Genomic DNA, 25,539 nt, shown 5'->3' on the forward strand with positions numbered 1-25,539 from the left:
AGTAACATCTCGTCATACATTCTCTGCCTAGGCAGCTAATTGGTGGTCAGATGAAACATTTCACCCCGGACGGATTCCACAATTGCCATCTCGGCCTCCTGCTCGGGCGCGCCGCGCTGCTCAAGGACCGGATCATCGATACGCACATGGAACCCCACGGCATCACCGCCGCGCAGTTCAAAGTGCTGATCATCATGGCCCAGTTCGGCGTCGATACGCCGGCCGAGCTGTGCCGTCACCTGTCGCTGGACAGCGGTTCGATGACCCGCATGCTCGATCGTCTGGAACAGAAAGGCTTCCTCGCCCGCCAACGTTCCGAGGCGGATCGCCGTCAGGTGCAACTGGTGCTGACCGAGCAAGGCCAGCAGTTGACTGACCGCCTGCCGGAGATCGGCGCCGACGCCATGAATGAATTAGCCGGCGCGATCACTCCGGAAGAACTGAAAACCCTGGAACAGATCCTCAAGAAAATATTGGTGGCAGCCGGTGACTCGATCACCCTGCTGCGGGTAGGTGACAAATGAGCAGTCAAACCCTGCGTACCGGCCTCAGCCTGGTGCTGGCAGCCATGACCCTCGCGGGTTGCGCCAGCTACAGCGGCTTGACCACCGAAGGCAAAAGCCTCGATGCGAAAACCCTCAAGGCCGGGCAATCCCTCAGCGGCGTGACCCTGTCGCCCGCGGCCTGGCCGAAAAGTGACTGGTGGAAAAGCCTCGGCGACCCACAGCTCGACGGCTTGATCCGCGAAGCCCTGCACGACAGCCCCGACATGCAAATCGCCGACGCCCGTGCTCATCAGGCCAGCGCCGCCGCTTATGCAGCGGACGCCGCCCGTATGCCAACCCTCGATGCCAGCGCTGGTGTCAGCCGTTCGCGTCTGGCCCGGGATCAGGACCCGAGCGGGCAGGGCGGCACTTATTCCACCGTGCGTAACATCGGCGCCAGTTTCAATTACAACTTCGACCTCTGGGGCGGTCAGCGTGATGCCTGGGAAGCCGCACTGGGCCAGGCCCGTGCTGCCGAAGTCGATCAACAGGCCGCTCAGCTGACGTTGTCTGCCGACGTGGCTCGCGCCTACAGCGATCTGGGTCAGGCGCATATCGTCTACGACTTGGCCAATGAAGACCTCAAGCGCACCAAGCAAATGCTCGATCTGAGCCAGACTCGCCTGAGCTCGGGGATCGACAGTCAGTACCAGTTCCAGCAAACCGAAAGTCTGGAAGCCACGTCCGAAGCCAGTCTGATCGACGCCGAGAAACGCCTGCAAAGCGCGAAAATCGCCTTGGCCGTCTTGCTCGGTAAAGGCCCGGATCGCGGCAATGAAATCGCCCGACCGAAAATTCTTCAGGCCAGCGCCGTCGCGTTGCCCTCGGTGCTGCCGGCCGAGTTACTGGGTCGTCGTCCAGACCTGGTGGCCGCGCGTTGGCGGGTCGAGGCCGCGAGCAAGAACATCGATGCCGGCAAAACCCGGTTCTATCCAAACTTGAACCTTAGCGCTGCGGCCGGTGCCGAATCTTTGCTGGGGGACGCGATGTTCGGTTCGGCCAGTCGCTTCTTCAATATCGCGCCGACTATCTCGGTGCCGATTTTCGATGGTGGCCGCCTGCGTGCCGACCTCGATTCCCGCGACGCCGATTACGACCTCGCGGTGGCGCAGTACAACAAAAGCCTGGTGAAAGCGCTGGGCGATGTCAGCGACACCATCAACCAGTTGCGCGACATCGGCCGGCAGATTGGGGCTCAGCAGCACGCCACCGACATTGCCCAGGATTCTTACAACACCGTGGTCCAGCGGTACGGTTCCGGCATCGGTAACTACCTGGACGTGCTCAGCATCGAGCAGCAATTGCTCCAGGCCCAGCGTCAGCTGGCCAACCTGAATGCCGAGCAGATCGACCTGTCGATCCAACTGATGCAGGCGCTGGGCGGCGGCTTCCAGGGCGAAACCCTGGCCGCAGCCAAAGCAACCCCAGCCACGCTGAACAACTAATTCAAGGAATTTGTCATGGCCACTGCCGAAGCAACAACACAAACCCCTGACAACGCTCAAGACACGAGCAATCCGCGCAAACGCAAAGTCATGCTGGTCGTTCTGGCTATCGTGGTAGTCCTCGCCGGTGTCGGTGTCTGGGGTTATCACGAATTTTACGGACGCTGGAACGAAAGCACCGACGATGCCTATGTGAACGGCAACGTGGTGGAAATCACTCCGTTGGTCACCGGCACTGTGGTCAGCATCGGTGCCGACGACGGCGACCTGGTCCATGAAGGCCAGGTGCTGATCAACTTCGACCCGAACGACGCCGAAGTCGGTCTGCAAAGTGCCCAGGCCAATCTGGCCCGCACCGTGCGTCAGGTTCGCGGCTTATATAGCAACGTCGACGGCATGAAAGCCCAGGTCAACGCCCAACAGGCTGAAGTGCAGAAGGCACAGGACAACTTCAATCGCCGGAAAAACCTCGCCGCTGGTGGCGCGATTTCCCAGGAAGAACTGTCCCATGCTCGCGACGACCTGACCTCGGCGCAAAACGCCCTGGCCAACGCCAAACAGCAACTGAAAACCACCAGCGCGCTGGTGGATGACACCGTGGTGTCGTCGCACCCGGACGTGATGTCTGCCGCCGCGCAACTGCGTCAGGCTTACCTGAATAACTCGCGCAGCACCTTGATCGCGCCGGTGACCGGTTACGTGGCCAAGCGCTCGGTACAACTGGGCCAACGCGTCCAGCCGGGCACGGCGCTGATGGCAGTAATCCCGTTGGATCAGTTGTGGATCGACGCCAACTTCAAGGAAACCCAGCTGCGTGACATGCGCATCGGTCAGCCGGTGGACATCGAAGCCGATCTGTATGGCAGCGACGTGAAGTTCAGCGGCACCATCGACAGCCTCGGCGCCGGTACCGGCAGCGCGTTTGCCTTGTTGCCGGCGCAGAACGCCACCGGTAACTGGATCAAGATCGTCCAGCGCGTGCCGGTGCGGATTCACATCAACGCCGAAGAATTGGCCAAGCACCCGTTGCGGGTCGGCCTGTCGACTCAGGTCGATGTGAACCTGCGTGACCAGAGCGGCCCGGTGCTGGCACAACAACCGCCGCAAAAGGCGTCCTTCAGCACCAACGTCTATGACCGTCAGTTGGCCGAAGCCGACGCGATGATCACTCAGCTGATCCATGACAACAGCGCTGCGGTCAGCAAAACCGTTCAACGCTGACACCAACCCTGTGGGAGCGAGTCTTTGTGGTGAGGGGATTTATCCCCGTTCGGCTGCGAAGCAGTCGCAAAGCTTTTGGGGCCGCTTCGCGACCCAACGGGGATAAATCCCCTCGCCACACAAATCCCCTCACCACAAAGGCTCGCTCCCACAAGGTCAGCTGCGTCTGTAACAGGCGCGGCGCCAGCCGAGATTCAAAGGATTCGCGATGAGCAATAACGCCTCTTTTACGCCGCCCAGCCTGTTGCTCAGCACCATTGGCCTGTCGCTGGCGACCTTCATGCAAGTGCTCGACACCACCATCGCCAACGTGGCGCTGCCGACGATTTCCGGCAACCTGGGCGTGAGTTCGGAGCAGGGCACTTGGGTGATTACCTCGTTCGCCGTGAGCAACGCCATCGCGCTGCCGCTGACCGGTTGGCTCAGCCGGCGCTTCGGCGAGGTGAAGCTGTTTCTCTGGGCGACGATTCTGTTCGTGCTGGCTTCGTTTCTCTGCGGTATCTCGACCTCAATGCCGGAGTTGATCGGCTTTCGGGTGCTTCAAGGTCTGGTGGCAGGTCCGTTGTACCCAATGACTCAAACGCTGCTGATTGCCGTCTATCCGCCCGCCAGGCGCGGCATGGCCCTGGCGTTGCTGGCGATGGTCACGGTGGTGGCGCCGATTGCCGGCCCCATCCTTGGCGGCTGGATTACCGACAGCTATAGCTGGCCGTGGATCTTCTTTATCAACGTGCCGATCGGTGTTTTCGCGGTGATGGTGGTGCGCCAGCAACTCAAGGCGCGTCCGGTGGAAACCAGCCGTCAGCCGATGGATTACGTGGGTTTGATCACGCTGATCATTGGTGTCGGCGCATTGCAGGTGATCCTCGACAAGGGCAACGACCTCGATTGGTTCGAGTCGAACTTCATCCTCATCGGCGCGGCGATTTCAGTGATTGCGCTGGCGGTGTTCGTGATCTGGGAAATGACCGACAAACACCCGGTGGTCAATCTGCGGCTGTTCGCTTACCGCAATTTCCGCATTGGCACCATTGTGTTGGTGTTGGGTTACGCCGGGTTCTTCGGGATCAACCTGATCCTGCCACAATGGCTGCAAACCCAGATGGGCTATACCGCCACTTGGGCGGGGCTGGCGGTGGCGCCGATCGGTATTTTGCCGGTGCTGATGTCGCCGTTTGTCGGCAAGTACGCACACAAATTCGACCTGCGGTTGCTGGCCGGTCTGGCGTTCCTGGCGATTGGCCTGAGCTGCTTCATGCGTGCCGGGTTTACCAACGAAGTGGACTTCCAGCACATTGCCCTGGTGCAGTTGTTCATGGGCATTGGTGTGGCGCTGTTCTTCATGCCGACCTTGAGCATTTTGATGTCGGACTTGCCGCCGAGCCAGATCGCCGACGGCGCTGGTCTTGCGACGTTCCTGCGGACGTTGGGCGGCAGTTTTGCGGCCTCGCTGACGACATGGATCTGGATTCGCCGGGCGGATCAGCATCATGCCTATTTGAGTGAAAGCATTACGACCTATGAACCGGCGACCCGGGATGCGCTGAACAGTCTGGGCGGGGCGGGGAACCCGGCGTATGCGCAGCTGGATCATGTGCTGACCAGTCAGGCGTACATGCTCTCCACCGTGGATTACTTCACGTTGCTGGGGTGGGCATTCATGGGCTTGATTGTGCTGGTGTGGCTGGCGAAACCGCCGTTTGCGGCGAAGGCGGGGCCGGCGGCGTCTGGGCATTAAGGGTACGGCTTGAGATCGACCCCTCACCCCAGCCCTCTCCCCACGGGGGAGAGGGGAAAGGGAGCCGATCTCCATGCTTTTCAAACCTGAGTTCGACTCGATTTTTCAGGTCGATGTAAATCCAAGAACGCCTCGGTCAGTCCCCTCGCCCCTCTGGGGAGAGGGTTAGGGTGAGGGGGTGGCTTTCAGCCGTTAGGTAAAGCCAGCGGCGGGGCGAAGTCGAACGGCGCCAGCGCAAACCCTTGCTCATCCACCTGCAACGCCCACCCCTGACGATCCCAATCCCCCAGCACAATGCGTTTGGCCGCTTGCTCGCCAATCTGCAACTTGTGAATAGCCGGGCGATGGGTATGCCCATGGATCAAGGTCTTCACGCCATAGGCCTGCATGATCCGCGGCACTTCTTCCGGCGTGACATCCACAATGTCATTGGCCTTCATCCGTGTTTGCGCGCGGCTTTCATTGCGCAGCTTGCGCGCCAGTTTATGGCGAGTCCGCAAAGGCAAGTGCCGCAGGATGAACAGGGTGATCGGATTACGCAGATAGCGACGCAGCTTCATATAAGCCTCGTCGCGGGTGCAGAGGCTGTCGCCGTGCATCAATAACACCGGCTCACCGTAAAACTGCACGACACTCGGGTCTTTCAACAACGTGCAGCCGGCCTGTTTACAAAAGGCCTGGCCGAGCATGAAGTCGCGATTGCCGTGCATCAGAAAAATGGCCGTGCCGCTGTCGCTAAGATCGCGCAGGGCCTGGCAGATGGAACGCTGGAACGGCGTCATGGCATCGTCGCCAATCCACGCCTCGAAAAAGTCGCCCAGGATGTACAACGCACTCGCCGAGCGGGCGCGTCCGGCGAGCAAATCCAGAAACGCCCGGGTAATGTCCGGGCGCTCCTCTTCCAGATGCAAGTCTGAAATCAGCAGTATCACTCAATGATCTCGGCTTTCTCGATGATCACGTCTTCTGCAGGTACGTCCTGGTGGCCGGATTTCATGGTGGTGGAAACACCTTTGATCTTGTCGACCACGTCGGTGCCGGCAACGACTTTGGCGAATACGGCGTAGCCCCAGCCCTGAGTGGTCTTGGAACTGTGGTTCAGGAAGCTGTTGTCAGCCACGTTGATGAAGAACTGGGCGGAAGCCGAATGCGGCTCCATGGTGCGGGCCATGGCCACGGTGTACTTCTCGTTCGGCAGGCCGTTGTCGGCTTCGTTCTGGATGCTTGGGCGCTTGTCTTTCTTTTCTTTCATGCCTGGCTCGAAACCGCCGCCCTGGATCATGAAGTTACCGATGACGCGGTGGAAAACGGTGTTTTCGTAGTGACCGGCTTTGACGTACTCGATGAAGTTGGCCACGGTGATCGGGGCTTTTTCAGCGTTCAGTTCCAGGACGATGTCGCCATGGTTGGTGGTCAGTTTGACTTGGGTCATGATCGGTACTCTTTCTGGGAATTCGTGGGTTTCGGGGCGTTGAAGCCCTCAACCGGTCCGGCCAATTTTGGCCAAGGTGCGCAGTTTAGCGTGCCGGGCGCGAATTTCGAGGCTGTTTTTCATTTGCATCCGATTAAATGCAGCCGTTTTCGGGCCTGCTCTGTCAGCGACTTGACGGCATCGGCTATGATAAGCCCCTTTGTTTTAACAGCCGCTTTGATTTGGCCAACTGGCCGCGCACTTGTACGTTCAAGGATCCTATGAGCAAGCCCACTGTCGACCCTACCTCGAATTCCAAGACTGGCCCTGCCGTGCCGGTCAATTTCCTGCGCCCGATCATCCAGGCGGACCTGGACTCGGGTAAGCACACGCAGATCGTCACCCGTTTCCCGCCTGAGCCCAACGGCTACCTGCACATCGGTCACGCCAAGTCGATTTGCGTGAACTTCGGCCTGGCCCAGGAATTTGGCGGCGTCACGCACCTGCGTTTCGACGACACCAACCCGGCCAAGGAAGACCAGGAATACATCGACGCGATCGAAAGCGACGTCAAATGGCTGGGCTTCGAATGGTCCGGTGAAGTGCGCTACGCCTCGCAGTATTTCGACCAGTTGCACGACTGGGCCGTTGAACTGATCAAGGCCGGCAAGGCCTACGTCGATGACCTGAGCCCTGAACAAGCCAAAGAATACCGTGGCAGCCTGACCGAGCCGGGCAAAAACAGCCCGTTCCGCGATCGCTCTGTGGAAGAAAACCTGGACTGGTTTGCCCGCATGAAGGCCGGCGAGTTCAAGGACGGCGCACGCGTGCTGCGGGCCAAGATCGACATGGCCTCGCCGAACATGAACCTGCGCGACCCGATCATGTATCGCATCCGTCACGCTCACCACCACCAGACCGGTGACAAGTGGTGCATCTACCCGAACTACGACTTCACCCACGGTCAGTCGGACGCCATCGAAGGCATCACTCACTCGATCTGCACCCTGGAGTTCGAAAGCCACCGTCCGCTGTACGAGTGGTTCCTCGAGAACCTGCCCGTGCCGGCGCAGCCGCGTCAGTACGAGTTCAGCCGTCTGAACCTGAACTACACGATCACCAGCAAGCGCAAGCTCAAGCAACTGGTCGATGAAAAGCACGTCAACGGCTGGGACGACCCGCGCATGTCCACGCTGTCCGGCTTCCGCCGCCGTGGCTACACGCCGAAATCGATCCGCAACTTCTGCGAAATGATCGGCACCAACCGTTCCGACGGCGTGGTCGACTTCGGCATGCTTGAATTCAGCATCCGCGACGACCTCGACCACAGCGCCCCGCGTGCCATGTGCGTGCTGCGTCCGCTGAAAGTCGTGATCACCAATTACCCGGAAGGCCAGGTCGAGAACCTCGAACTGGCGTGCCACCCGAAAGAAGACATGGGCGTGCGCGTCCTGCCGTTCGCCCGTGAGCTCTACATCGACCGTGAAGACTTCATGGAAGAGCCGCCAAAAGGCTACAAACGCCTGGAGCCGAACGGCGAAGTGCGTCTGCGCGGCAGCTACGTGATCCGCGCTGACGAAGCGATCAAGGACGCCGATGGCAACATCGTCGAACTGCGTTGCTCCTACGACCCGGAAACCCTGGGCAAGAACCCTGAAGGCCGCAAGGTCAAAGGCGTGGTGCATTGGGTGCCGGCGGCTGCAAGCGTCGAGTGCGAAGTGCGTCTGTACGATCGTCTGTTCCGTTCGGCCAACCCTGAGAAGGCCGAAGACAGCGCCAGTTTCCTGGACAACATCAACCCTGACTCGCTGCAAGTCCTCACCGGTTGTCGTGCCGAGCCTTCGCTGGGCAATGCACAGCCGGAAGACCGTTTCCAGTTCGAGCGCGAAGGTTACTTCTGCGCGGATATCAAGGACTCGAAGCCCGGTCATCCGGTGTTCAACCGTACCGTGACCCTGCGCGATTCGTGGGGCCAGTGATTCAGCGTTAAGGAAGGAGCACTCAGTGCTTACGATCTACAACACGCTCACCAAGAGCAAAGAAGTCTTCAAACCCTTGGATGGCAACAAGGTGCGCATGTATGTCTGCGGGATGACCGTGTACGACTACTGCCACCTGGGCCACGGTCGCAGCATGGTCGCGTTCGACCTGGTGACCCGCTGGTTGCGGTTCAGCGGTTACGACCTGACCTACGTGCGCAACATCACCGACATTGACGACAAAATCATCAATCGGGCCAACGAGAACGGCGAGTCGTTCGAAGCCTTGACCGAACGCATGATCGCGGCGATGCACGAAGATGAAGCGCGCCTGAGTATCAAGAAGCCGGACATGGAACCGCGCGCCACCGGTCATATCCCCGGCATGCACGCGATGATCCAGACCTTGATCGACAAGGGCTATGCCTACGCACCGGGCAATGGCGACGTGTACTACCGCGTCGCCAAGTTCATGGGCTACGGCAAGCTGTCGCGCAAGAAGATCGAAGACCTGCGCATCGGCGCGCGGATCGAAGTTGACGAGTCCAAGCAGGACCCGCTGGACTTCGTGCTGTGGAAGGGCGCCAAGCCGGGCGAACCGAGCTGGCCTTCGCCTTGGGGCGACGGTCGTCCGGGCTGGCACATCGAGTGCTCGGTGATGTCCACCTGCTGCCTCGGTGAGACCTTCGACATTCACGGCGGCGGCAGCGATCTCGAGTTCCCGCACCACGAAAACGAAATCGCCCAGAGCGAAGCGGCCACCGGCAAGACCTACGCCAACGCGTGGATGCATTGCGGCATGATTCGCATCAATGGCGAGAAGATGTCCAAGTCCTTGAACAACTTCTTCACCATTCGCGACGTGCTGGAAAAGTACCACCCGGAAGTCGTGCGTTACCTGCTGGTGTCGAGCCATTACCGCAGCGCGATCAACTATTCGGAAGACAACCTCAAGGACGCCAAAGGCGCACTCGAGCGTTTCTACCATGCGTTGAAAGGCCTGCCGAACGTGGCGCCGGCCGGTGGCGAAGCCTTTGTCGAGCGTTTCACTCAGGTGATGAACGACGACTTTGGTACGCCGGAAGCGTGTGCGGTGCTGTTTGAGATGGTTCGCGAAATCAACCGTCTGCGTGAGAGTGATCAAGAGGCGGCGGCGGGTCTGGCGGCACGCTTGAAGGAACTGGCCAGCGTGCTGGGTGTGTTGCAGCTTGAGGCCGATGACTTCTTGCAGGCCGGTGCTGAAGGGCGGGTTGATGCAGCTGAGGTTGATGCGCTGATTGCTGCGCGTCTGGCCGCTCGTGCTGGTAAAGACTGGGCCGAATCCGACCGCATCCGCGACCAGCTCACCGCCATGGGCGTGGTGCTGGAAGACGGCAAGGGCGGCACGACCTGGCGCCTGGCTGACTGATCGCTGTATTGGCTACAAAACAAAACCCGCCTTGTGCGGGTTTTTGTTTTTGGGTGGGGCTTAAGGGCGGTGGTGCCCCGGCTGACGCCTTCGCGAGCAGGCTCGCTCCCACAGTTGATCTTCGTCAGGTTTGAGTGTTGCGCACGACACAAATCCCCTGTGGGAGCGAGCCTGCTCGCGAAGGTCTCAAGCCGAACACCGGCAGTGCGGCGTATTCGTCACTCAGCCTGGCGCAATCGCTTATAAAGGGTGTTGCGACTAACCCCGAGGCGCCGGGCTAGATGCGAAATATTCCCCCCAGCCGCCTGCAACTGCCGATTCAAATCCTCAGCATCATTCAAATCCACCGCCAGCGGCTCCGGCGACTCCACTGGCTCCATCTCCAGATCCACAAAAAAATCATCCGGTAAATGCTCCGGCCGCACCGGCTGTTCCTCGGCCATCGCCAGCGCCACCTGCATCACGCTGCTGACCTGCCTTAAATTCCCCGGCCACGGATGACGACTGAACAACTCCATCACTTCACGACTCAACCCGGCCCATTGCGACGGCTCGCGATGCTGTTCCCACAGCCGCTTGAACAGCGCCTGCTTGTCACTGCGCTCCCGTAGAGGCGGTAACTCCAGGGTCAGACCCCCAATCCGGTAGTAGAGATCTTCACGAAACCGCCCGAGTTGCACCTGCTCGCGCAACGAGCGGTTGGTTGCCGAAATAATCCGGATATCCACCGGGAACAACTCGCTGCTACCCACCGGTTGCACGCAGCGTTCCTGCAAAACCCTTAAAAGTCGCGCCTGAGTCGGCAACGGCATGTCACCAATTTCATCAAGGAACAGGGTGCCTTTGTCGGCCTTGCGGATCAGCCCGATGCTGCCTTTCTGGTTAGCGCCGGTGAACGCGCCTTTCTCGTAGCCAAACAGCTCGGACTCCACCAGTTCGGCGGGGATCGCTGCGCAATTGACGGCGATGAACGGCTGTTTGCTTCGAGAGCTGGCCTGATGCAGGGCTTTGACGAAGACTTCCTTGCCAACCCCTGTTTCGCCGTGGATCAGCAGCGGAATGTCTTTCTCCAGCAGCCGCTCGGCCTGGCGCACGGCTTTTTCCACGCGGCTGTCGCCGAAGTGCAGGGTGTTAAGGCTGATTGCGGTGGACGCGGTAACAGCAGGTTCTGCGCTCTTGGGTTCAGTGCTCTTTGTCTCAGAAAAATGCCGCGCCTGAATCGGCATCTGTTTTGGCCGTTTCAACAGGCACTGGAAGCGGTTACGTCCGGAGGCTTGCAGGGCGAAGGGCAAGCCGTCTGGCTGATTGAGCAATTCCAGCAAAGAGACCTTGAACAGACTCTCGACACTGACCCGCGACAGGTTGATGCCCAGCAGATTGTCGGCCCGACGGTTGGCGGACAGCACCTGACCGGTTTCGTCAAAGATCAATAGCCCGGCCCATTGGCTGTCGAGGTTGTTCAGTCCGGTGTTGAAGGTCAGCTGGAAATGCTGACCATGGAACAGGTTGAGGATCAGCCGGTTTTCCACGGTCTGACTCATCATCTTGACCATGCCGAGGGTGTGGGACGGCGGCAGGTAGCTGTCGCTGGACACATCCAGCACCGCGATGACCTTGCGCTCGGCATCGAAAATCGGTGCGGCCGAACCGGTCATGAAACGGTTGGCCTTGAGGAAATGTTCATCGTGCTCGATGTGCACCGCCTGCTCGCAGGCCAGGGCGGTGCCGATCGCATTGGTGCCGCTGCAACGTTCCATCCAGCTGGCGCCGGCACTGAAACCGCGGGTCAGGCTCGGCTCGATAAAACGCTGAGTGCCCCAGGACGTCAGCACCTGGCCCTGATTGTCGGCGAGCATGATCAGGCAGTTGGAGTTACTGAGGATGTTTTCGTAATACGGCAGGACTTCCTGATGAGTGGTCTGCACCAGCGAGTGCTGGCTCTCCAGCAATTGCGCGATGCCCTCGGCCGGCAATTGATCGAACGCCGGTGCGCTCTGATGATTGAGGCCGAACGCGCGGCATCGGGACCAGGAGTCCTGGATGATAGCGTCGTGGGAGAGCGGCAAGGCGGGTGCGGCCATGGCAGTCGATCTCTGAGCAAGCTTTTATTGTTGTTATAGGTAGTTCCCTGTGGGAGCGAGCCTGCTCGCGATAGCGATGGGTCAGTTGACATCAATGTTGGCTGATCCACCGCTATCGCGAGCAGGCTCGCTCCCACAGGTTTCGCACGCTGGTATTGCTCCAGGAACGGTAAAAAGCATCCGTAGAGTGTTGTTCACTATTGTTCATTGTCAACCGCCGGATTGTTCAATTGTTCAGTCGCGGTTGTTCATTTCTGTTCAGCAACGAACGCGATTTTTCTTCCACTCGAGGGATTCTCAAGCCGGATCAATGGCTTGCAATTTCTGGCACGAATGTCGCTCTGTAGCTCCGGTCGCTTGACTCCAATAATAAAAAGGCCGAGCCATGTCATTAACCCTGGAGCACGTCAGCCGTACCGTCGAGGGCCAGACCTGGATCGACGATGCGTGCCTTAGTTTCGAAGCCGGATCTTTCAACGTTTTGCTCGGGCGCACGCTGTCGGGCAAAACCAGCCTCATGCGCCTGATGGCCGGTCTGGACAAGCCCGACAGCGGCCGCATCCTGATGAACGGCGTCGACGTGACCCAGCGCCCGGTGCGTTTGCGCAACGTGTCGATGGTCTATCAGCAGTTCATCAACTACCCGACCATGACGGTGTTCGAGAACATCGCCTCGCCGTTACGCCAGGGCGGCGTTTCCAATGAGCTGATCCAGAGCAAAGTGCTCGAAACCGCCAAGATGCTGCGCATCGAGAAATTCCTCCAGCGCCATCCCCTTGAGCTCTCCGGTGGTCAGCAACAGCGCACGGCGATGGCTCGGGCGCTGGTCAAGGATGCCGAACTGATCCTGTTCGACGAGCCGCTGGTGAACCTCGACTACAAACTGCGCGAAGAACTGCGTCAGGAAATGCGCGAGCTGTTCAAGGCTCACCACACCATCGCCATCTACGCCACCACCGAACCCAACGAAGCCCTGGCCCTGGGCGGCACCACCACCATTCTTCACGAGGGTCGGGTGATCCAGAGCGGCAAGTCTTCCGAGGTGTATCACCAGCCGCAAACCGTGCTGGCGGCGGAGCTGTTCTCCGAGCCGCCGATCAACCTGATGCCGGGACGCATTGCCGGCAACGAAGTCAGCTTCGCCAATTTCGTCCACTTCCCGCTGAACGTCGATCTGCGGCCGGTGGGCGAGGGCGAGTTCCGCTTTGGCGTACGGCCCAGCCATATTTCGCTGGTGCCGAGCAACGACGATGATCTGGAACTGGCGGTGACCGTTGAGGTGGCCGAGATCAGCGGATCGGAAACCTTCCTGCACGTGCGCAACGAACATTTCCTGCTGGTGCTGCACTTGCCCGGCGTTCACGAATACGACGTCGATGCGCCGATTCGTATCTATATCCCCACCCATAAACTGTTTGTCTTCGATACGCAGGGGCGGCTGGTCCAGGCGCCCGGTCGCCGTATCGCGAGGGTTGCCTGATGGCCGAAATCCGTTTGCAGCACCTCGCCCACAGTTACACCCGCACGCCGACCGGCCCCGAGGATTATGCGATTCGTGAGATGGACCACGTCTGGGAGCAGGGCGGTGCCTACGCCTTGCTGGGGCCCTCGGGCTGCGGCAAGTCGACCTTGCTCAACATCATTTCCGGATTGCTCAGTCCGTCCCAGGGTCAAGTGCTGTTCGACAGCAAAGTGGTTAACGAACTGACCCCGGAGAAGCGCAACATCGCCCAGGTTTTCCAGTTTCCGGTGGTCTACGACACCATGACGGTGTTCGACAACCTGGCCTTCCCGTTGCGTAATCAGGGCATGGCCGAGGCGAAAATTCACAGCAAGGTGCAGGAAATCGCTGAAGTCCTCGACCTTCAGGCGTTGTTGTACAAGAAGGCGCGCAACCTCACCGCCGATGAAAAGCAGAAAGTCTCCATGGGCCGTGGGCTGGTGCGCGATGACGTGTCGGCGATCCTGTTCGATGAGCCGCTGACCGTGATCGACCCGCACCTGAAGTGGAAATTGCGACGCAAGCTCAAGCAAATCCACGAGCAGTTCAACATCACCATGGTCTACGTCACCCACGATCAGCTCGAAGCCTCGACCTTCGCCGACAAGATCGCGGTGATGTATGGCGGGCAGATTGTGCAATTCGGTACGCCGAGAGAACTGTTCGAGCGGCCGAGCCACACCTTTGTCGGCTATTTCATCGGCAGTCCGGGGATGAATCTGATCGAGGTTCAGCCGCAGCCAGGCGGTGTCGGTTTCGCCTCGACTCATTTGCCGCTTTCCGATGCTCAGCAGAAACGCATCGCCGAGTCCGAGTGGAAAACCCTGAAGGTCGGCATCCGTCCGGAGTTCGTGCATGTGTGGGACGAACCCTTTGATGACGCGATGCAGGCACAAGTCGTACACGTCGAAGACCTTGGCACCTACAAGATCATGACCCTGAACTTCGACGGCGCCCCTGTGAAAGTGCGCTTGGCCGAAGACAAGCCAGTGCCTGAGGGAACCGCCTACATCAGCTTTCCGGCGCAATGGTTGATGGTGTATGCCGACGAATACCTCTTGGAGACGCAGCCATGAACAAGGTGCAGAACAACAAAGCCTGGTGGCTGGTGTTGCCGGTGTTTTTGCTGGTGGCGTTCAGTGCGGTGGTCCCGATGATGACCGTGGTCAACTACTCGGTGCAGGACATCTTCGACCAGTCCAGCCGCTACTTCGTTGGCGCCGACTGGTACAGGCAAGTGCTTCTCGATCCGCGCCTGCATGACTCGTTGCTGCGCCAGTTCATCTACTCCGGCTGTGTGCTACTGATCGAAATCCCGCTGGGCATCGCCATCGCCCTGACCATGCCGACCAAGGGCCGCTGGTCGTCGCTGGTGCTGATCATTCTGGCGATTCCATTGCTGATTCCGTGGAACGTGGTGGGGACGATCTGGCAGATCTTCGGTCGGGCCGACATTGGATTGCTCGGCGCCAGCCTCAAGGCCATGGGCCTGAACTACAACTACGCGGCCAACACCATGGACGCCTGGGTCACGGTGCTGGTGATGGACGTCTGGCACTGGACGTCGTTGGTGGCGCTGTTGTGTTTCTCGGGGCTGCGGGCGATTCCGGACGTGTACTACCAGGCGGCGCGGATTGATCGGGCATCGGCCTGGGCGGTTTTCCGACACATCCAGTTGCCCAAGCTCAAGAGCGTGCTGTTGATCGCGGTGATGCTGCGGTTCATGGACAGTTTCATGATCTACACCGAGCCGTTCGTGCTGACCGGTGGCGGTCCGGGGAATGCCACGACCTTCCTGAGTCAGACCCTGACCCAGATGGCCGTAGGGCAATTCGACCTCGGCCCGGCGGCGGCTTTCTCGCTGGTGTACTTCCTGATCATCCTGTTGGTGTCCTGGCTGTTCTATACGGCCATGACTCACTCTGACGCCAACCGCTGAGGCCCGCCATGAGCAAGAGAAAGCTGATTCCGTTGCTGATCTACATCCTGTTCCTGCTGGTGCCGATCTACTGGCTGCTGAACATGTCCTTCAAGAGCAACACCGAAATCCTCGGCGGCCTGACGCTGTTTCCGCAGGATTTCACCTTCGCCAACTACAAGGTGATCTTCACCGATCCGAGTTGGTACACCGGCTACCTCAACTCGCTGTACTACGTGAGCCTGAACACGGTGATTTCGCTGAGCGTGGCATTGCCGGCCGCGTATGCGTTCTCGCGCTATCGGTTCCTCGGCGACAAGCACTTGTTCTTCTGGCTCCTGACCAACCGCATGGCACCACCGGCGGTGTTTTTGCTGCCGTTCTTCCAGCTGTATTCCTCGATCGGTTTGTTCGATACCCACATCGCCGTCGCGCTGGCTCATTGCCTGTTTAACGTGCCGTTGGCGGTGTGGATTCTTGAGGGTTTCATGTCCGGGGTGCCGAAGGAGATCGACGAAACCGCCTACATCGACGGCTACAGTTTTCCCAAGTTCTTCGTAAAGATTTTCGTTCCGCTGATTGGCTCCGGGATCGGAGTGACGGCATTTTTCTGCTTCATGTTTTCCTGGGTCGAACTGCTGCTGGCGCGAACACTGACGTCGGTCAACGCCAAACCGATTGCGGCGGTGATGACGCGCACGGTCTCGGCGTCCGGCATCGACTGGGGCGTGCTGGCGGCGGCGGGGGTATTGACCATCCTGCCGGGCATGCTGGTGATCTGGTTTGTTCGCAACCACGTGGCCAAGGGCTTTGCCCTGGGCCGGGTCTGAGGAGCTGATGATGGAATGGATGAGTTGGACCGGCCCCACGGCGGCGTTCTTCGGCGTCATTGCCTTGATCCTGGTGGGCATGACGACCTGGGAACTGCGTTCGCCGAGCATTCTTCGGCGTGGTTTGTTGCCGATTGCCACCACCCGTGGCGATCGGTTGTTTATCGGTCTTCTCGGCAGCGCCTACCTGCATTTGCTGGTAATCGGCGTCACCGACTGGAGCATCTGGGTTGCGTTCGCGTTGTCCCTGGTGTGGCTGTTGGCTGTGATGCGTTGGGGCTAGTCGAATCGCTCGGCAAAGTTGCTCCGAAACCCTAAAAGGAGGTCTCTATGTTCGACAAAAACAATAAGCTGCGACATAGCGTTTCATTGGCAGCCATGCTGGCACTCAGCGGGTTGAGCGCTGCGGCCTGGGCCGATGCCTATGAAGATGCGGCCAAGAAATGGATTGGCAGCGAGTTCAAACCGTCCACCCTCACCCCAGAGCAGCAGCTCGCGGAGTTGCAGTGGTTCATCAAGGCGGCGGAGCCGTTTCGCGGGATGAACATCAAGGTGGTCTCGGAAACCATTGCGACCCACGAATATGAATCCAAAACGCTGGCCAAGGCCTTCACCGAAATCACCGGGATCAAGGTGACCCACGACTTGCTGCAGGAAGGCGACGTGGTGGAAAAGCTGCAGACCCAGATGCAGTCGGACAAAAACATCTATGACGGCTGGGTCAACGACTCGGACCTGATCGGCACGCACTTTCGCTACGGCAAAACCGAATCGATCACCGACCTGATGGCCAACGAAGGCAAGGCCTACACCTCGCCAACCCTGGACATCAAAGACTTCATCGGCATCTCGTTCACCACCGCGCCGGACGGCAAGATCTATCAGCTGCCCGACCAGCAGTTCGCCAACCTCTACTGGTTCCGCGCCGACTGGTTCGAACGGCCAGAACTCAAAGCCAAGTTCAAGGAGAAGTACGGCTACGAATTGGGCGTGCCAGTGAATTGGTCGGCCTATGAAGACATCGCCAAATTCTTCAGCGAAGACGTCAAGGAAATCGACGGCAAGCGAATCTACGGGCACATGGACTACGGCAAGAAAGACCCGTCCCTCGGCTGGCGCTTTACCGATGCCTGGTTCTCCATGGCCGGCGCTGGCGACAAGGGCATTCCCAACGGCTTGCCGGTGGACGAGTGGGGCATCCGCGTCGAGGACTGCCATCCGGTCGGTTCCAGCGTGACCCGCGGCGGCGACACCAACGGCCCGGCGGCGGTCTATGCAACCACCAAATACGTCGACTGGCTGAAGAAATATGCGCCACCGGAAGCGGCGGGCATGACCTTCTCCGAGTCCGGCCCGGTGCCGTCCCAGGGCAGCATCGCCCAGCAGATATTCTGGTACACCGCGTTTACCGCCGACATGACCAAACCGGGCCTGCCGGTAATGAACGCCGACGGCACGCCGAAATGGCGCATGGCGCCATCGCCCAAAGGTCCGTATTGGGAGGAGGGCATGAAGCTGGGTTATCAGGACACCGGGTCCTGGACCTTCCTCAAGTCCACGCCTGAGAAGCAAAAACTCGCGGCCTGGTTGTACGCGCAGTTCGTGACCTCGAAAACCGTATCCCTGAAGAAAACCATCGTTGGCCTGACGCCGATCCGCGAGTCGGACATCAACTCGCAAGCCATGACCGACCTGGCACCGAAACTCGGTGGTCTGGTCGAGTTCTATCGCAGCCCGGCCCGTGTGCAATGGACCCCGACCGGGACCAACGTGCCGGACTATCCGCGTTTGGCGCAACTGTGGTGGAGCCACATCGCCGAAGCCGCGAGCGGCGAGAAAACCCCGCAACAAGCACTCGATGGTCTGGCCAAGGACCAGGACGCAATCATGACCCGTTTGGAGCGCTCGAAGGCGCAAGCCACCTGCGCACCGAAAATGAACCCCGAGCGCGACGCGCAGTACTGGTTGGACCAACCGGGGGCTCCGAAGCCTAAACTGGCGAACGAGAAGCCTAAAGGTGAAACCGTGAACTATGCCGAACTGCTGAAATCGTGGGAGGCGGCGCGTAAGTAGTCGTCTGTAATGTGAAATGCGAACGGCACCGTAACAGGCTGTGTGAAAACGCACTGATGGTGGTTCCAAGCAAACGCCCCGACTTGTTCGGGGCGTTTGCTTTTGTGCGGACAGCAGACAAAAAATGGGCGTTTCAGCCCATCAGCGCCATCAACTGACGTGCGCCAAGCACGTTAATCGCTCTTTTCAGGTTATAGGCGTTCACCGCCAAGGCCATTTCAGCTCTCGTGCCTTCGAGTTGTCGTAGCAAGAACCGAGCATTGCCAAACAGCCACTGTTTTAGGTTGCCAAAGGGATGCTCCACGATGGATCTTCGGCTGACCATCATTTCGGGGTGTCCCTGCATTCGCCGCTCCATTCGTTCGAAAGCCTCTTCGTGAGCATGGCGTGTGACATAGCGGCGCTGGGCCTCAGTACATTGCGCTTTCAGCGGACAGGCGGCGCAGTCGCTAACCGCCGCCTGATAGATGCGATCCCCCTTACTGATCTGCTTGAGTGTCAGCCATTTGCCGGCAGGACATTGATATCGATCCTGCGCTGCATCGTAGGTAAACACTGTTCGATCGAAGAACGCCTGCTCCTTACCGCAGGAGTTACTTGACCGATTCGGCGGTACATAAACCGTGATGCTCTCATCCTCACAAGCCTGGAACTGCTTGCCATTCGAGTAGCCCGCATCGGCAGTGACCGTCAGTTCATCTTGCTGCAGTTGTTCCTTGGCGGCCTTGGCCATCGGCTCAAGTTGCTTGCGATCATCACTGTCCTGAGTGACTTCATGATGCAGAATCAGGCAATGCTCAGCGTCCACGGCGGTTTGCACGTTGTACGCAACCCGCGGCCCTTTGTGCGTTCGCATCATTCGGGCATCGCTTTCGTGGGTATTGAATTGCTCAAGCTCCATTGATTTCATCAGTGCCTGGCACGTCAGGTTATTGGAGTGCCTGAGTTCAAGTTGCGCCAAAGCCGTCTTGACCGCACTGCGATCAACCACCTCATTGGCTTCGTTTTTATCCGCCTCATCCAACTCGGCCAAATACTGAGCGATGCGTTTATCCAGCTTCTGCTCCTGGTGCTTGAGCCGCTTCAAATTCATATGACGCCGCGAGGAAGCAACCGCCTGAAACTTGCTGCCATCGATGGCCACCAGCTCGCCGGCGATGAGACCCACCGTGCGGCAAAACTGGACGAAGGCACGACAGGTCGCGATAAAGGCAGCTTTGTTGTTCTTGCGAAAGTCGGCAATGGTCTTGAAGTCGGGTTTGAGCCGGTTGATCAACCACATCACTTCGATGTTGCGCTGGCACTCGGCTTCGAGACGCCGTGATGAGCGAATCCGCTGGAAATAGCCATAGAGGAACAGCTTGAGCTGATCGGCGGGATCGTAAGAGGGGCGCCCCGTACCTTTTGATAAGGCTTTATCAAAACCCAAGCGCACAAGATCAAGCTTAGCGACGTAGGTGTCGATCACACGGACGAGGTGATCCTCGGGAATCAACTCTTCCAGCGAGACCGGGAACAGGCTGGTCTGGCTGCGGGACTGTCCTTGGATGTAGGCCATAACGAAAAATGCTCCGTATCTTTCGATACGGAGCATTTTCTTTGAGCTCCGCGCAGATTGCTAGGTTTTCACACAGTCTGCGAAGGTGCCGTTTCTGTTTTCTACCGAGTAACGCTAAGCGATCAACCCGCCAACCCCGCCTGCTGAACGAGGATCAGCAATGGCTGCGGATACAGGCCAAGGAAGAACGCCAGTGCGGCGATCGCCAGCAGCATCACGCCGCCTGCACGTTGTTCCCAATGCAGTTGCGCATCGTGGCGACGCAGGTTCGGTTCGATCAGGTACAGGGTGACCATCACGCGCAGGTAGTAGAAGACGCCGATGGCGCTGCCCAGTACCAGGGAACCGACCAGCCACCATTGGTGCGACTCGACACCGGTGGCGATGATGTAGAACTTGCCGATGAAGCCCGCGGTCAGCGGGATACCGGCCAGGGACAGCATCATCACGGTCAGTACGGCGGTCAGGTACGGACGGCGCCAGAACAGGCCGCGGTATTCGTACAGGGCATCCGCATCACGGCCATTGTACGGCGAGGACATCAGCGTGATCACGCCGAACGCGCCGAGGCTGGTGATCACGTAGGTGACCAGGTACACGCCGATGGCTTCCACGGCCAGACCCTTGCTCGCCACGAGGGCGATCAGCAGGTAACCGAAGTGAGCGATGGACGAGTAACCCAGCAGACGCTTGAGGTTGCTCTGGGTCAGTGCCAGCAGGTTACCGAACAGGATCGACGCGATGGCGATGATGGTCAGCACGTCGCTCAGCACACCGCTGCTCGCCGCCGGCGAGATCTGGAACAGACGCACCATCACCGCGAACACAGCCACTTTCGAAGCTGTGGCCAGGAACGCGGCCACCGGTGCCGGAGCACCTTCGTAAACGTCCGGGGTCCAGAGGTGGAACGGTACCAGCGACAGCTTGAACGCCAGACCGATCAGCATCATGCCCAGGCCCAGTTGCGCCAGCGAGCTTGGCAGGCCGGTGGCCGCGAGGGCCTGGCCGATACCGACGAAGCTCAGGCTGCCGGAGTCGGCATAAAGCAGGGCCATACCGAACAACAGGAACGCAGAACCGGCGGCCGACAGCACCATGTACTTGATACCGGCTTCCAGCGAACGCTTGTTGAAGAAGGCATACGCCACCAGGCCGTAGACCGGTACCGAGAGCAGTTCCAGACCGACGAACAACCCGGCCAGGTGCTGCGCGCTGACCAGCACCAGGCCACCGGCGGCGGACATCAGGATCAGCAGGTACAGTTCTTCACGGTTACCCGGGTAACCCGAACCACCATCGCCGAGGTAGGCGTGGGCAAGCGTCACACAAGCGAGGGTGGCGACCAGGATCAGCGCCATGTACAAGCAAGCGAAGCTATCGATTTGCAGCAGCGGGGTCACGGCCAATGGCGCGACTTTCAGGGCTGGCAGGATCGACAGCAACGCCAGGTTCAGACCTGCCACCGAAATCAGGAAGGTCTGAGAGTGGTTGCGGCGCCAGGCAATCGCCAGCATCACCACGATGATCGTGGCGCTGGTGATCAACAACGGCGCTAGCGCGATAAAGTGTTGAGTCGTGAATTCCATAGCGCTCTTACCGGGCCGAAGCGAGTTGAGTGAAGGCGGTGCCGAGCCACTGCTGCACGCCATGCATCGTCGCGGCAGAGGTATCGAGGAACGGTTGCGGGTACACGCCGATGTAAATCAGCAGCGCCGCCAGACCGACCACCATGATCAGTTCGCGACCATCCATGCCATGCATCACCGCGTCCGATTTGGACGCGCCGAAGTAGGCACGGTGAATCATGATCAGCGAGTAGACCGAACCGAACACCAGGCCGGAAGTCGCGAGCACGGTGACCCATGGCGCGCTGGCGAAGGTGCCGATCAGGATCAGGAATTCGCCGACGAAATTACCGGTCGCCGGCAAGCCCAGGGAGGCCGCCGCGAAGAACATGCTGACGCCTGGCAGGTAGGCGATCTTCGACCACAGGCCACCCATTTCACGCATGTCGCGAGTGTGAGTGCGCTCGTAGAGCTGGCCACACAGGATAAAGAGTGCCGCGGCCGACAGGCCGTGCGCGAGCATCTGCATCACCGCGCCCTGCAGCGCCAGTTGGCTGCCGGAGTAGATGCCGATCAGCACGAAGCCCATGTGCGAAACGCTGGAGTACGCGACCAGACGCTTGATGTCAGTTTGCGCGAACGCCAGGAACGCACCGTAGAAGATCCCGATCAGACCCAGGGTCATGGCGAACGGCGCGAACTCGGCCGAAGCATTCGGGAACAGCGGCAGGGCGAAACGCAGCAGACCGTAAGCAGCCGTTTTCAACAAGATACCGGCCAGGTCGACCGAACCCGCGGTCGGTGCCTGGGCGTGAGCGTCAGGCAACCAGGAGTGGAACGGCACTACCGGCAGCTTCACCGCGAAGGCGATGAAGAAGCCGAGCATCAGGATGTACTCGGTGGTCAGCGACATCTTGGTTTTCAACAGGTCGGCGTAGTTGAAGGTAATCACGCCGGTGTCGTTGAAGTTGACCAGGACCAGACCCAGGATCGCCACCAACATGATCAGGCCGGACGCCTGAGTGAAGATGAAGAACTTGGTCGCCGCGTAGATCCGGGTTTTCTTGCCGTCCGAAGAACTGTGACCCCAGAGCGCGATGAGGAAGTACATCGGCACCAGCATCATTTCCCAGAAGAAGAAGAACATGAACAGGTCGAGGGCGAGGAACACGCCGACGACACCGCCCAGGATCCACATAAGGTTCAGGTGGAAGAAGCCAACGTGACGTTGAATTTCTTTCCACGAGCAGAGGACCGAGAGCACGCCCAACAGACCGGTCAGCATGATCATCAGCAGCGACAGGCCGTCGAGGGCCAGGTGCACGCTGATGCCAAAGCGCTCGATCCAGATGTGCTTGAACTCAAGCGCCCAGGTCGGATCGGCGCCAGGCGCCGGGGCAAATGAATAGTCACCGTTGGCCCACAGCCAAAGGCCGAGGGAGAGCAACAGGGACATGGTGATCAGCGCAATCCAGCGGGGGAGGGTGGCGCCGAAGCGCTCACCCATCCAGCACAGCAGGCCGCCGATGAAGGGGATCAGGATTAGCCAAGGCAGAATCATGACGGGCTCAATTCCTTTCGCAAGTTCGCAAGGTTCATATTCAGACCGCTACCAGCACGATGGCGCCGATGACCAGCACGGAGCCGGCTGCCATCGATGCCGCGTACCAACGCAGTTGACCGGTTTCGGTACGGCTCAGGGCGGTGTGACCGCCTTTGGCCATACGCGGGATCAGACCGATGGTCTGGTCGAGCGGGTCTCTGCGCAGTACGTGGCTGATCGCAAGGTATGGCTTGACGAACAGTTTGTCGTAGATCCAGTCGAAGCCCCAGGCAGCGAACCACCAGGCCGAAAGGAAGCGGCCGATGCCGCTGTTGGCGATTGCAGTGACGAAACGACGCTTGCCGAGGAACAGCAGCGCGGCCAGCAGGATACCGGACAGGGCGATGGCGCCCGATGCGATTTCCAGACTGTGCTTGGCTTCGCCGCCGGCATGGCCGACGCTTTCCGGCAGCACACCGTGCAGCGGTGGAACGATCATCGCGCCAATGGCGGTAGACAATACGATCAGCACCGACAGTGGCAGCCAGTGAGCGATGCCGTGACCGGCGTGCGCTTCGGTCTTCACTTCACCGTGGAACGCGATGAAGATCAGGCGGAAGGTGTACAGCGACGTCATGAACGCACCGACCAGACCTGCGTAAAGCAGACCGTGGTTGCCGCTGGCGAACGCTTCCCAGAGGATTTCGTCCTTGGAGTAGAAGCCTGCGGTGACCAGAGGCAGGGCCGACAGAGCCGCGCCGCCGACGATGAAGCTGGCGTAGGCCAGTGGCAGTTTTTTCCACAGACCGCCCATCTTGAAGATGTTCTGCTCGTGGTGGCAGGCAACGATCACCGAACCGGACGCAAGGAACAGCAGCGCCTTGAAGAAGGCGTGGGTCATCAGGTGGAAGATCGCGCCATCCCACGCACCAACGCCCAGGGCCAGGAACATGTAGCCGATCTGGCTCATGGTCGAGTAGGCGAGGATACGTTTGATGTCGGTTTGAACCAGTGCGGCGAAACCGGCGAGTACCAGGGTCACGCCACCGACGATGCCGACCAGGTGCAGGATATCCGGCGCCAGGGCAAACAGGCCGTGAGTACGGGCGATCAGGTAAACACCGGCAGTCACCATGGTTGCGGCGTGGATCAGTGCCGAAACCGGGGTAGGACCGGCCATCGCGTCTGCCAGCCAGGTTTGCAGCGGCAGTTGCGCGGATTTACCGACAGCGCCGCCCAGCAGCATCAGGGTGGCCATGACCATCCAGAAGTCACCGGCCTGGAATTTCTGCGGTGCCAGCACCAGCAGTTCCTGGATGTTCAGCGTGCCCAGTTGCGCGAACAGGATGAACAGGCCGATGGCCATGAACACGTCGCCGATACGGGTCACGATGAAGGCTTTCAGTGCCGCGTTACCGTTGTTGCGGTTGCTGTAGTAGAAACCGATCAACAGGTACGAGCACAGGCCCACGCCTTCCCAACCGAAGTACAGGAACAACAGGTTATCGCCCAGCACCAGGAACAGCATGCTGGCAATAAACAGGTTGGTGTAGGCAAAGAAGCGCGAGTAACCGGCTTCACCGCGCATGTACCAGGACGCGAACAGGTGGATCAGGAAGCCGACGCCGACCACCACACCGAGCATGGTCAGGGACAGACCATCCAGGTACAGCGCGAAGTTAGGCGTAAAGCCTTCCACCGCCATCCATTGCCACAACACTTGCGTGTAGTGACCGCCTTCAGGCGGCGCAACGTTGAACTGCCAGATCACATAAGCAGTGACGATGGCCGACAGGCCAATGGAGCCGACGCCGATCAGCGCCGACAGGTTTTCCGAGAGGCGGCCGCGTGAGAACGCCAGCAGCAGGAAACCCATGAGAGGGAATACGAAAGTCAGATAGAGAAGATTCATCCGCGCATCTCGCTGGCAGCGTCGATATCGAGAGTGTGGAAGCGGCGATACAGCTGCAACAGAATCGCCAGGCCAATACTGGCCTCGGCGGCTGCCAGGCTGATCACCAGGATGAACATGATCTGTCCATCCGGCTGCGCCCAGCGGCTACCGGCAACGATGAAGGCCAGTGCAGAGGCATTCATCATGACCTCCAGGCTCATCAGTACGAAGAGAATGTTGCGGCGGACCATCAGGCCGACCAGACCGAGGCAGAACAGGATGCCGGCAACCGCCAGACCATGCTCCATAGGGATAGCAGGCATCGTCATTGCTCCTTGGCTTCGTTGCGGCCCAAGTGGAACGCCGTGACGGCTGCGGCAAGCAGCAACATCGAGGCGAGTTCGACCACCAGCAGATAAGGACCGAACAGGCTGATGCCCACGGCCTTGGCGTCTACGGTGGTGTGGCCGACGGCCTGACCGCTGGAGTGGCTGAACAGCACGTACAGCAGTTCAACCAGCAGCAGGGCGCCGAGTACGACCGGGCCGAGCCAGATGCCGGGTTTGAGCCAGACGCGCTCTTGCTGAGCCGAGGCGGGCCCCAGGTTCAGCATCATCACCACGAACACGAACAGCACCATGATGGCGCCAGCGTAGGCGATCACTTCCAGCACACCGGCAAACGGTGCGCCGAGGGTGAAAAAGGTCATCGCCACGGCAAGCAGCGAAATGATCAGGTAGAGCAGGGCGTGCACGGGGTTGGTATTGGTGATCACGCGAAGCGTGGACACCACAGCGATACCCGATGCGAAATAGAAAGCGAATTCCAT

The 25,539-nt window shown here is 59.6% G+C and carries 21 protein-coding genes; 12 read left to right on the forward strand and 9 right to left on the reverse strand.

All coding sequences use genetic code 11. The annotated features are described in order from the left end of the window. The first annotated feature begins 50 nt into the window (after positions 1–50). The 4 genes from ACYZTW_RS10860 (at position 51) to ACYZTW_RS10875 (ending at position 4,949) form a co-directional block, all read left to right on the forward strand. Positions 51–524 (forward strand): MarR family winged helix-turn-helix transcriptional regulator, encoded by a 474-nt coding sequence (locus ACYZTW_RS10860; RefSeq protein ID WP_462004842.1) that lies wholly within the window; start codon positions 51–53, stop codon positions 522–524. Then, positions 521–1,990: an efflux transporter outer membrane subunit gene (locus ACYZTW_RS10865; protein WP_462004843.1), complete on the forward strand. Its 1,470-nt coding sequence runs from the start codon at positions 521–523 to the stop codon at positions 1,988–1,990. Before ACYZTW_RS10860 ends, ACYZTW_RS10865 begins: the two co-directional genes overlap by 4 nt. 15 nt (positions 1,991–2,005) lie before the next feature. After that, a complete protein-coding gene (locus tag ACYZTW_RS10870; protein WP_462004844.1) occupies positions 2,006–3,211 on the forward strand; it encodes an HlyD family secretion protein in 1,206 nt (401 codons plus the stop codon). Between the two features lie 208 nt (positions 3,212–3,419). Beyond that, the gene (locus ACYZTW_RS10875; protein WP_462004845.1) at positions 3,420–4,949 is read left to right on the forward strand and encodes a DHA2 family efflux MFS transporter permease subunit; all 1,530 of its coding nucleotides are present in this window, start codon (positions 3,420–3,422) and stop codon (positions 4,947–4,949) included. Positions 4,950–5,134: 185 nt separating this feature from the next. On the opposite strand, the gene lpxH is transcribed toward ACYZTW_RS10875, so the two are convergent. Together lpxH and ACYZTW_RS10885 are read right to left on the reverse strand one after the other, a co-directional pair. Next, positions 5,135–5,881: a UDP-2,3-diacylglucosamine diphosphatase gene (gene lpxH, locus ACYZTW_RS10880; RefSeq protein ID WP_462004846.1), complete on the reverse strand. Its 747-nt coding sequence runs from the start codon at positions 5,879–5,881 to the stop codon at positions 5,135–5,137. Continuing rightward, positions 5,878–6,381, reverse strand: a complete 504-nt coding sequence (locus ACYZTW_RS10885; protein WP_462004847.1) for a peptidylprolyl isomerase — start codon at positions 6,379–6,381, stop codon at positions 5,878–5,880. The genes lpxH and ACYZTW_RS10885 overlap by 4 nt, the downstream gene beginning before the upstream one ends. A 260-nt stretch (positions 6,382–6,641) precedes the next feature. Between ACYZTW_RS10885 and ACYZTW_RS10890 the strand changes: the two genes are divergently transcribed. Together ACYZTW_RS10890 and cysS are read left to right on the forward strand one after the other, a co-directional pair. Next, positions 6,642–8,339: a glutamine--tRNA ligase/YqeY domain fusion protein gene (locus tag ACYZTW_RS10890; RefSeq protein ID WP_462004848.1), complete on the forward strand. Its 1,698-nt coding sequence runs from the start codon at positions 6,642–6,644 to the stop codon at positions 8,337–8,339. A 25-nt stretch (positions 8,340–8,364) separates the two neighbouring features. Continuing rightward, positions 8,365–9,747 (forward strand): cysteine--tRNA ligase, encoded by a 1,383-nt coding sequence (gene cysS / locus ACYZTW_RS10895; protein WP_462004849.1) that lies wholly within the window; start codon positions 8,365–8,367, stop codon positions 9,745–9,747. 218 nt (positions 9,748–9,965) lie between these two features. Here the strand turns inward: cysS and ACYZTW_RS10900 are convergent, their stop codons facing one another. Then, on the reverse strand, positions 9,966–11,828 hold the full coding sequence (locus ACYZTW_RS10900) for a sigma-54-dependent Fis family transcriptional regulator (protein WP_462004850.1): 1,863 nt from the start codon (positions 11,826–11,828) through the stop codon (positions 9,966–9,968). Between the two features lie 385 nt (positions 11,829–12,213). Between ACYZTW_RS10900 and ACYZTW_RS10905 the strand changes: the two genes are divergently transcribed. From ACYZTW_RS10905 to ACYZTW_RS10930, 6 genes are read left to right on the forward strand one after another with little or no spacing between them, the layout of a single operon-like run. Then, positions 12,214–13,308, forward strand: a complete 1,095-nt coding sequence (locus tag ACYZTW_RS10905) for an ABC transporter ATP-binding protein (protein WP_008146067.1) — start codon at positions 12,214–12,216, stop codon at positions 13,306–13,308. After that, positions 13,308–14,405, forward strand: coding sequence for an ABC transporter ATP-binding protein (locus ACYZTW_RS10910; RefSeq protein ID WP_462004851.1), 1,098 nt, complete (start codon positions 13,308–13,310; stop codon positions 14,403–14,405). The genes ACYZTW_RS10905 and ACYZTW_RS10910 overlap by 1 nt, the downstream gene beginning before the upstream one ends. Further along, complete coding sequence (locus tag ACYZTW_RS10915) at positions 14,402–15,268, forward strand: carbohydrate ABC transporter permease (RefSeq protein ID WP_123366279.1); 867 nt, start codon at positions 14,402–14,404, stop codon at positions 15,266–15,268. The genes ACYZTW_RS10910 and ACYZTW_RS10915 overlap by 4 nt, the downstream gene beginning before the upstream one ends. A gap of 8 nt (positions 15,269–15,276) precedes the next feature. Beyond that, positions 15,277–16,077: a carbohydrate ABC transporter permease gene (locus ACYZTW_RS10920; RefSeq protein WP_007896138.1), complete on the forward strand. Its 801-nt coding sequence runs from the start codon at positions 15,277–15,279 to the stop codon at positions 16,075–16,077. Positions 16,078–16,087: 10 nt separating this feature from the next. After that, complete coding sequence (locus ACYZTW_RS10925) at positions 16,088–16,360, forward strand: DUF2160 domain-containing protein (protein WP_309677437.1); 273 nt, start codon at positions 16,088–16,090, stop codon at positions 16,358–16,360. Between the two features lie 47 nt (positions 16,361–16,407). After that, positions 16,408–18,150: an ABC transporter substrate-binding protein gene (locus ACYZTW_RS10930; protein WP_462004852.1), complete on the forward strand. Its 1,743-nt coding sequence runs from the start codon at positions 16,408–16,410 to the stop codon at positions 18,148–18,150. A 133-nt stretch (positions 18,151–18,283) separates the two neighbouring features. Here the strand turns inward: ACYZTW_RS10930 and ACYZTW_RS10935 are convergent, their stop codons facing one another. From ACYZTW_RS10935 to nuoJ, 6 genes are all read right to left on the reverse strand, one after another. Then, complete coding sequence (locus ACYZTW_RS10935) at positions 18,284–19,708, reverse strand: IS1182 family transposase (RefSeq protein WP_462001101.1); 1,425 nt, start codon at positions 19,706–19,708, stop codon at positions 18,284–18,286. Positions 19,709–19,830: 122 nt separating this feature from the next. Continuing rightward, positions 19,831–21,294 carry an NADH-quinone oxidoreductase subunit NuoN gene (gene nuoN, locus ACYZTW_RS10940; protein ID WP_462004853.1) on the reverse strand — a complete coding sequence of 488 codons (1,464 nt, stop codon included), beginning with the start codon at positions 21,292–21,294 and terminating at the stop codon, positions 19,831–19,833. 7 nt (positions 21,295–21,301) lie between these two features. Beyond that, entirely contained in the window at positions 21,302–22,834 is a 1,533-nt protein-coding gene (gene nuoM / locus ACYZTW_RS10945; protein ID WP_462004854.1) for an NADH-quinone oxidoreductase subunit M, read from the reverse strand. Between the two features lie 40 nt (positions 22,835–22,874). After that, positions 22,875–24,728 (reverse strand): NADH-quinone oxidoreductase subunit L, encoded by a 1,854-nt coding sequence (nuoL, locus tag ACYZTW_RS10950; RefSeq protein WP_462004855.1) that lies wholly within the window; start codon positions 24,726–24,728, stop codon positions 22,875–22,877. Then, a complete protein-coding gene (nuoK, locus tag ACYZTW_RS10955; RefSeq protein WP_007946416.1) occupies positions 24,725–25,033 on the reverse strand; it encodes an NADH-quinone oxidoreductase subunit NuoK in 309 nt (102 codons plus the stop codon). The genes nuoL and nuoK overlap by 4 nt, the downstream gene beginning before the upstream one ends. A gap of 2 nt (positions 25,034–25,035) precedes the next feature. Beyond that, positions 25,036–25,539 (reverse strand): NADH-quinone oxidoreductase subunit J, encoded by a 504-nt coding sequence (nuoJ, locus tag ACYZTW_RS10960; protein WP_462004856.1) that lies wholly within the window; start codon positions 25,537–25,539, stop codon positions 25,036–25,038.

Source organism: Pseudomonas sp. LB3P25 (assembly GCF_054897985.1).

Coding starts and splice junctions, on each gene's coding strand:
- ACYZTW_RS10860 (WP_462004842.1), top strand. CDS start 51: ATGAAACATTTCACCCCGGACGGATTCCACAATTGCCATCTCGGCCTC.
- ACYZTW_RS10865 (WP_462004843.1), top strand. CDS start 521: ATGAGCAGTCAAACCCTGCGTACCGGCCTCAGCCTGGTGCTGGCAGCC.
- ACYZTW_RS10870 (WP_462004844.1), top strand. CDS start 2,006: ATGGCCACTGCCGAAGCAACAACACAAACCCCTGACAACGCTCAAGAC.
- ACYZTW_RS10875 (WP_462004845.1), top strand. CDS start 3,420: ATGAGCAATAACGCCTCTTTTACGCCGCCCAGCCTGTTGCTCAGCACC.
- ACYZTW_RS10885 (WP_462004847.1), bottom strand. CDS start 6,381: ATGACCCAAGTCAAACTGACCACCAACCATGGCGACATCGTCCTGGAA.
- ACYZTW_RS10890 (WP_462004848.1), top strand. CDS start 6,642: ATGAGCAAGCCCACTGTCGACCCTACCTCGAATTCCAAGACTGGCCCT.
- ACYZTW_RS10900 (WP_462004850.1), bottom strand. CDS start 11,828: ATGGCCGCACCCGCCTTGCCGCTCTCCCACGACGCTATCATCCAGGAC.
- ACYZTW_RS10905 (WP_008146067.1), top strand. CDS start 12,214: ATGTCATTAACCCTGGAGCACGTCAGCCGTACCGTCGAGGGCCAGACC.
- ACYZTW_RS10910 (WP_462004851.1), top strand. CDS start 13,308: ATGGCCGAAATCCGTTTGCAGCACCTCGCCCACAGTTACACCCGCACG.
- ACYZTW_RS10915 (WP_123366279.1), top strand. CDS start 14,402: ATGAACAAGGTGCAGAACAACAAAGCCTGGTGGCTGGTGTTGCCGGTG.
- ACYZTW_RS10920 (WP_007896138.1), top strand. CDS start 15,277: ATGAGCAAGAGAAAGCTGATTCCGTTGCTGATCTACATCCTGTTCCTG.
- ACYZTW_RS10925 (WP_309677437.1), top strand. CDS start 16,088: ATGGAATGGATGAGTTGGACCGGCCCCACGGCGGCGTTCTTCGGCGTC.
- ACYZTW_RS10930 (WP_462004852.1), top strand. CDS start 16,408: ATGTTCGACAAAAACAATAAGCTGCGACATAGCGTTTCATTGGCAGCC.
- ACYZTW_RS10935 (WP_462001101.1), bottom strand. CDS start 19,708: ATGGCCTACATCCAAGGACAGTCCCGCAGCCAGACCAGCCTGTTCCCG.
- nuoN (WP_462004853.1), bottom strand. CDS start 21,294: ATGGAATTCACGACTCAACACTTTATCGCGCTAGCGCCGTTGTTGATC.
- nuoM (WP_462004854.1), bottom strand. CDS start 22,834: ATGATTCTGCCTTGGCTAATCCTGATCCCCTTCATCGGCGGCCTGCTG.
- nuoL (WP_462004855.1), bottom strand. CDS start 24,728: ATGAATCTTCTCTATCTGACTTTCGTATTCCCTCTCATGGGTTTCCTG.
- nuoK (WP_007946416.1), bottom strand. CDS start 25,033: ATGCCTGCTATCCCTATGGAGCATGGTCTGGCGGTTGCCGGCATCCTG.
- nuoJ (WP_462004856.1), bottom strand. CDS start 25,539: ATGGAATTCGCTTTCTATTTCGCATCGGGTATCGCTGTGGTGTCCACG.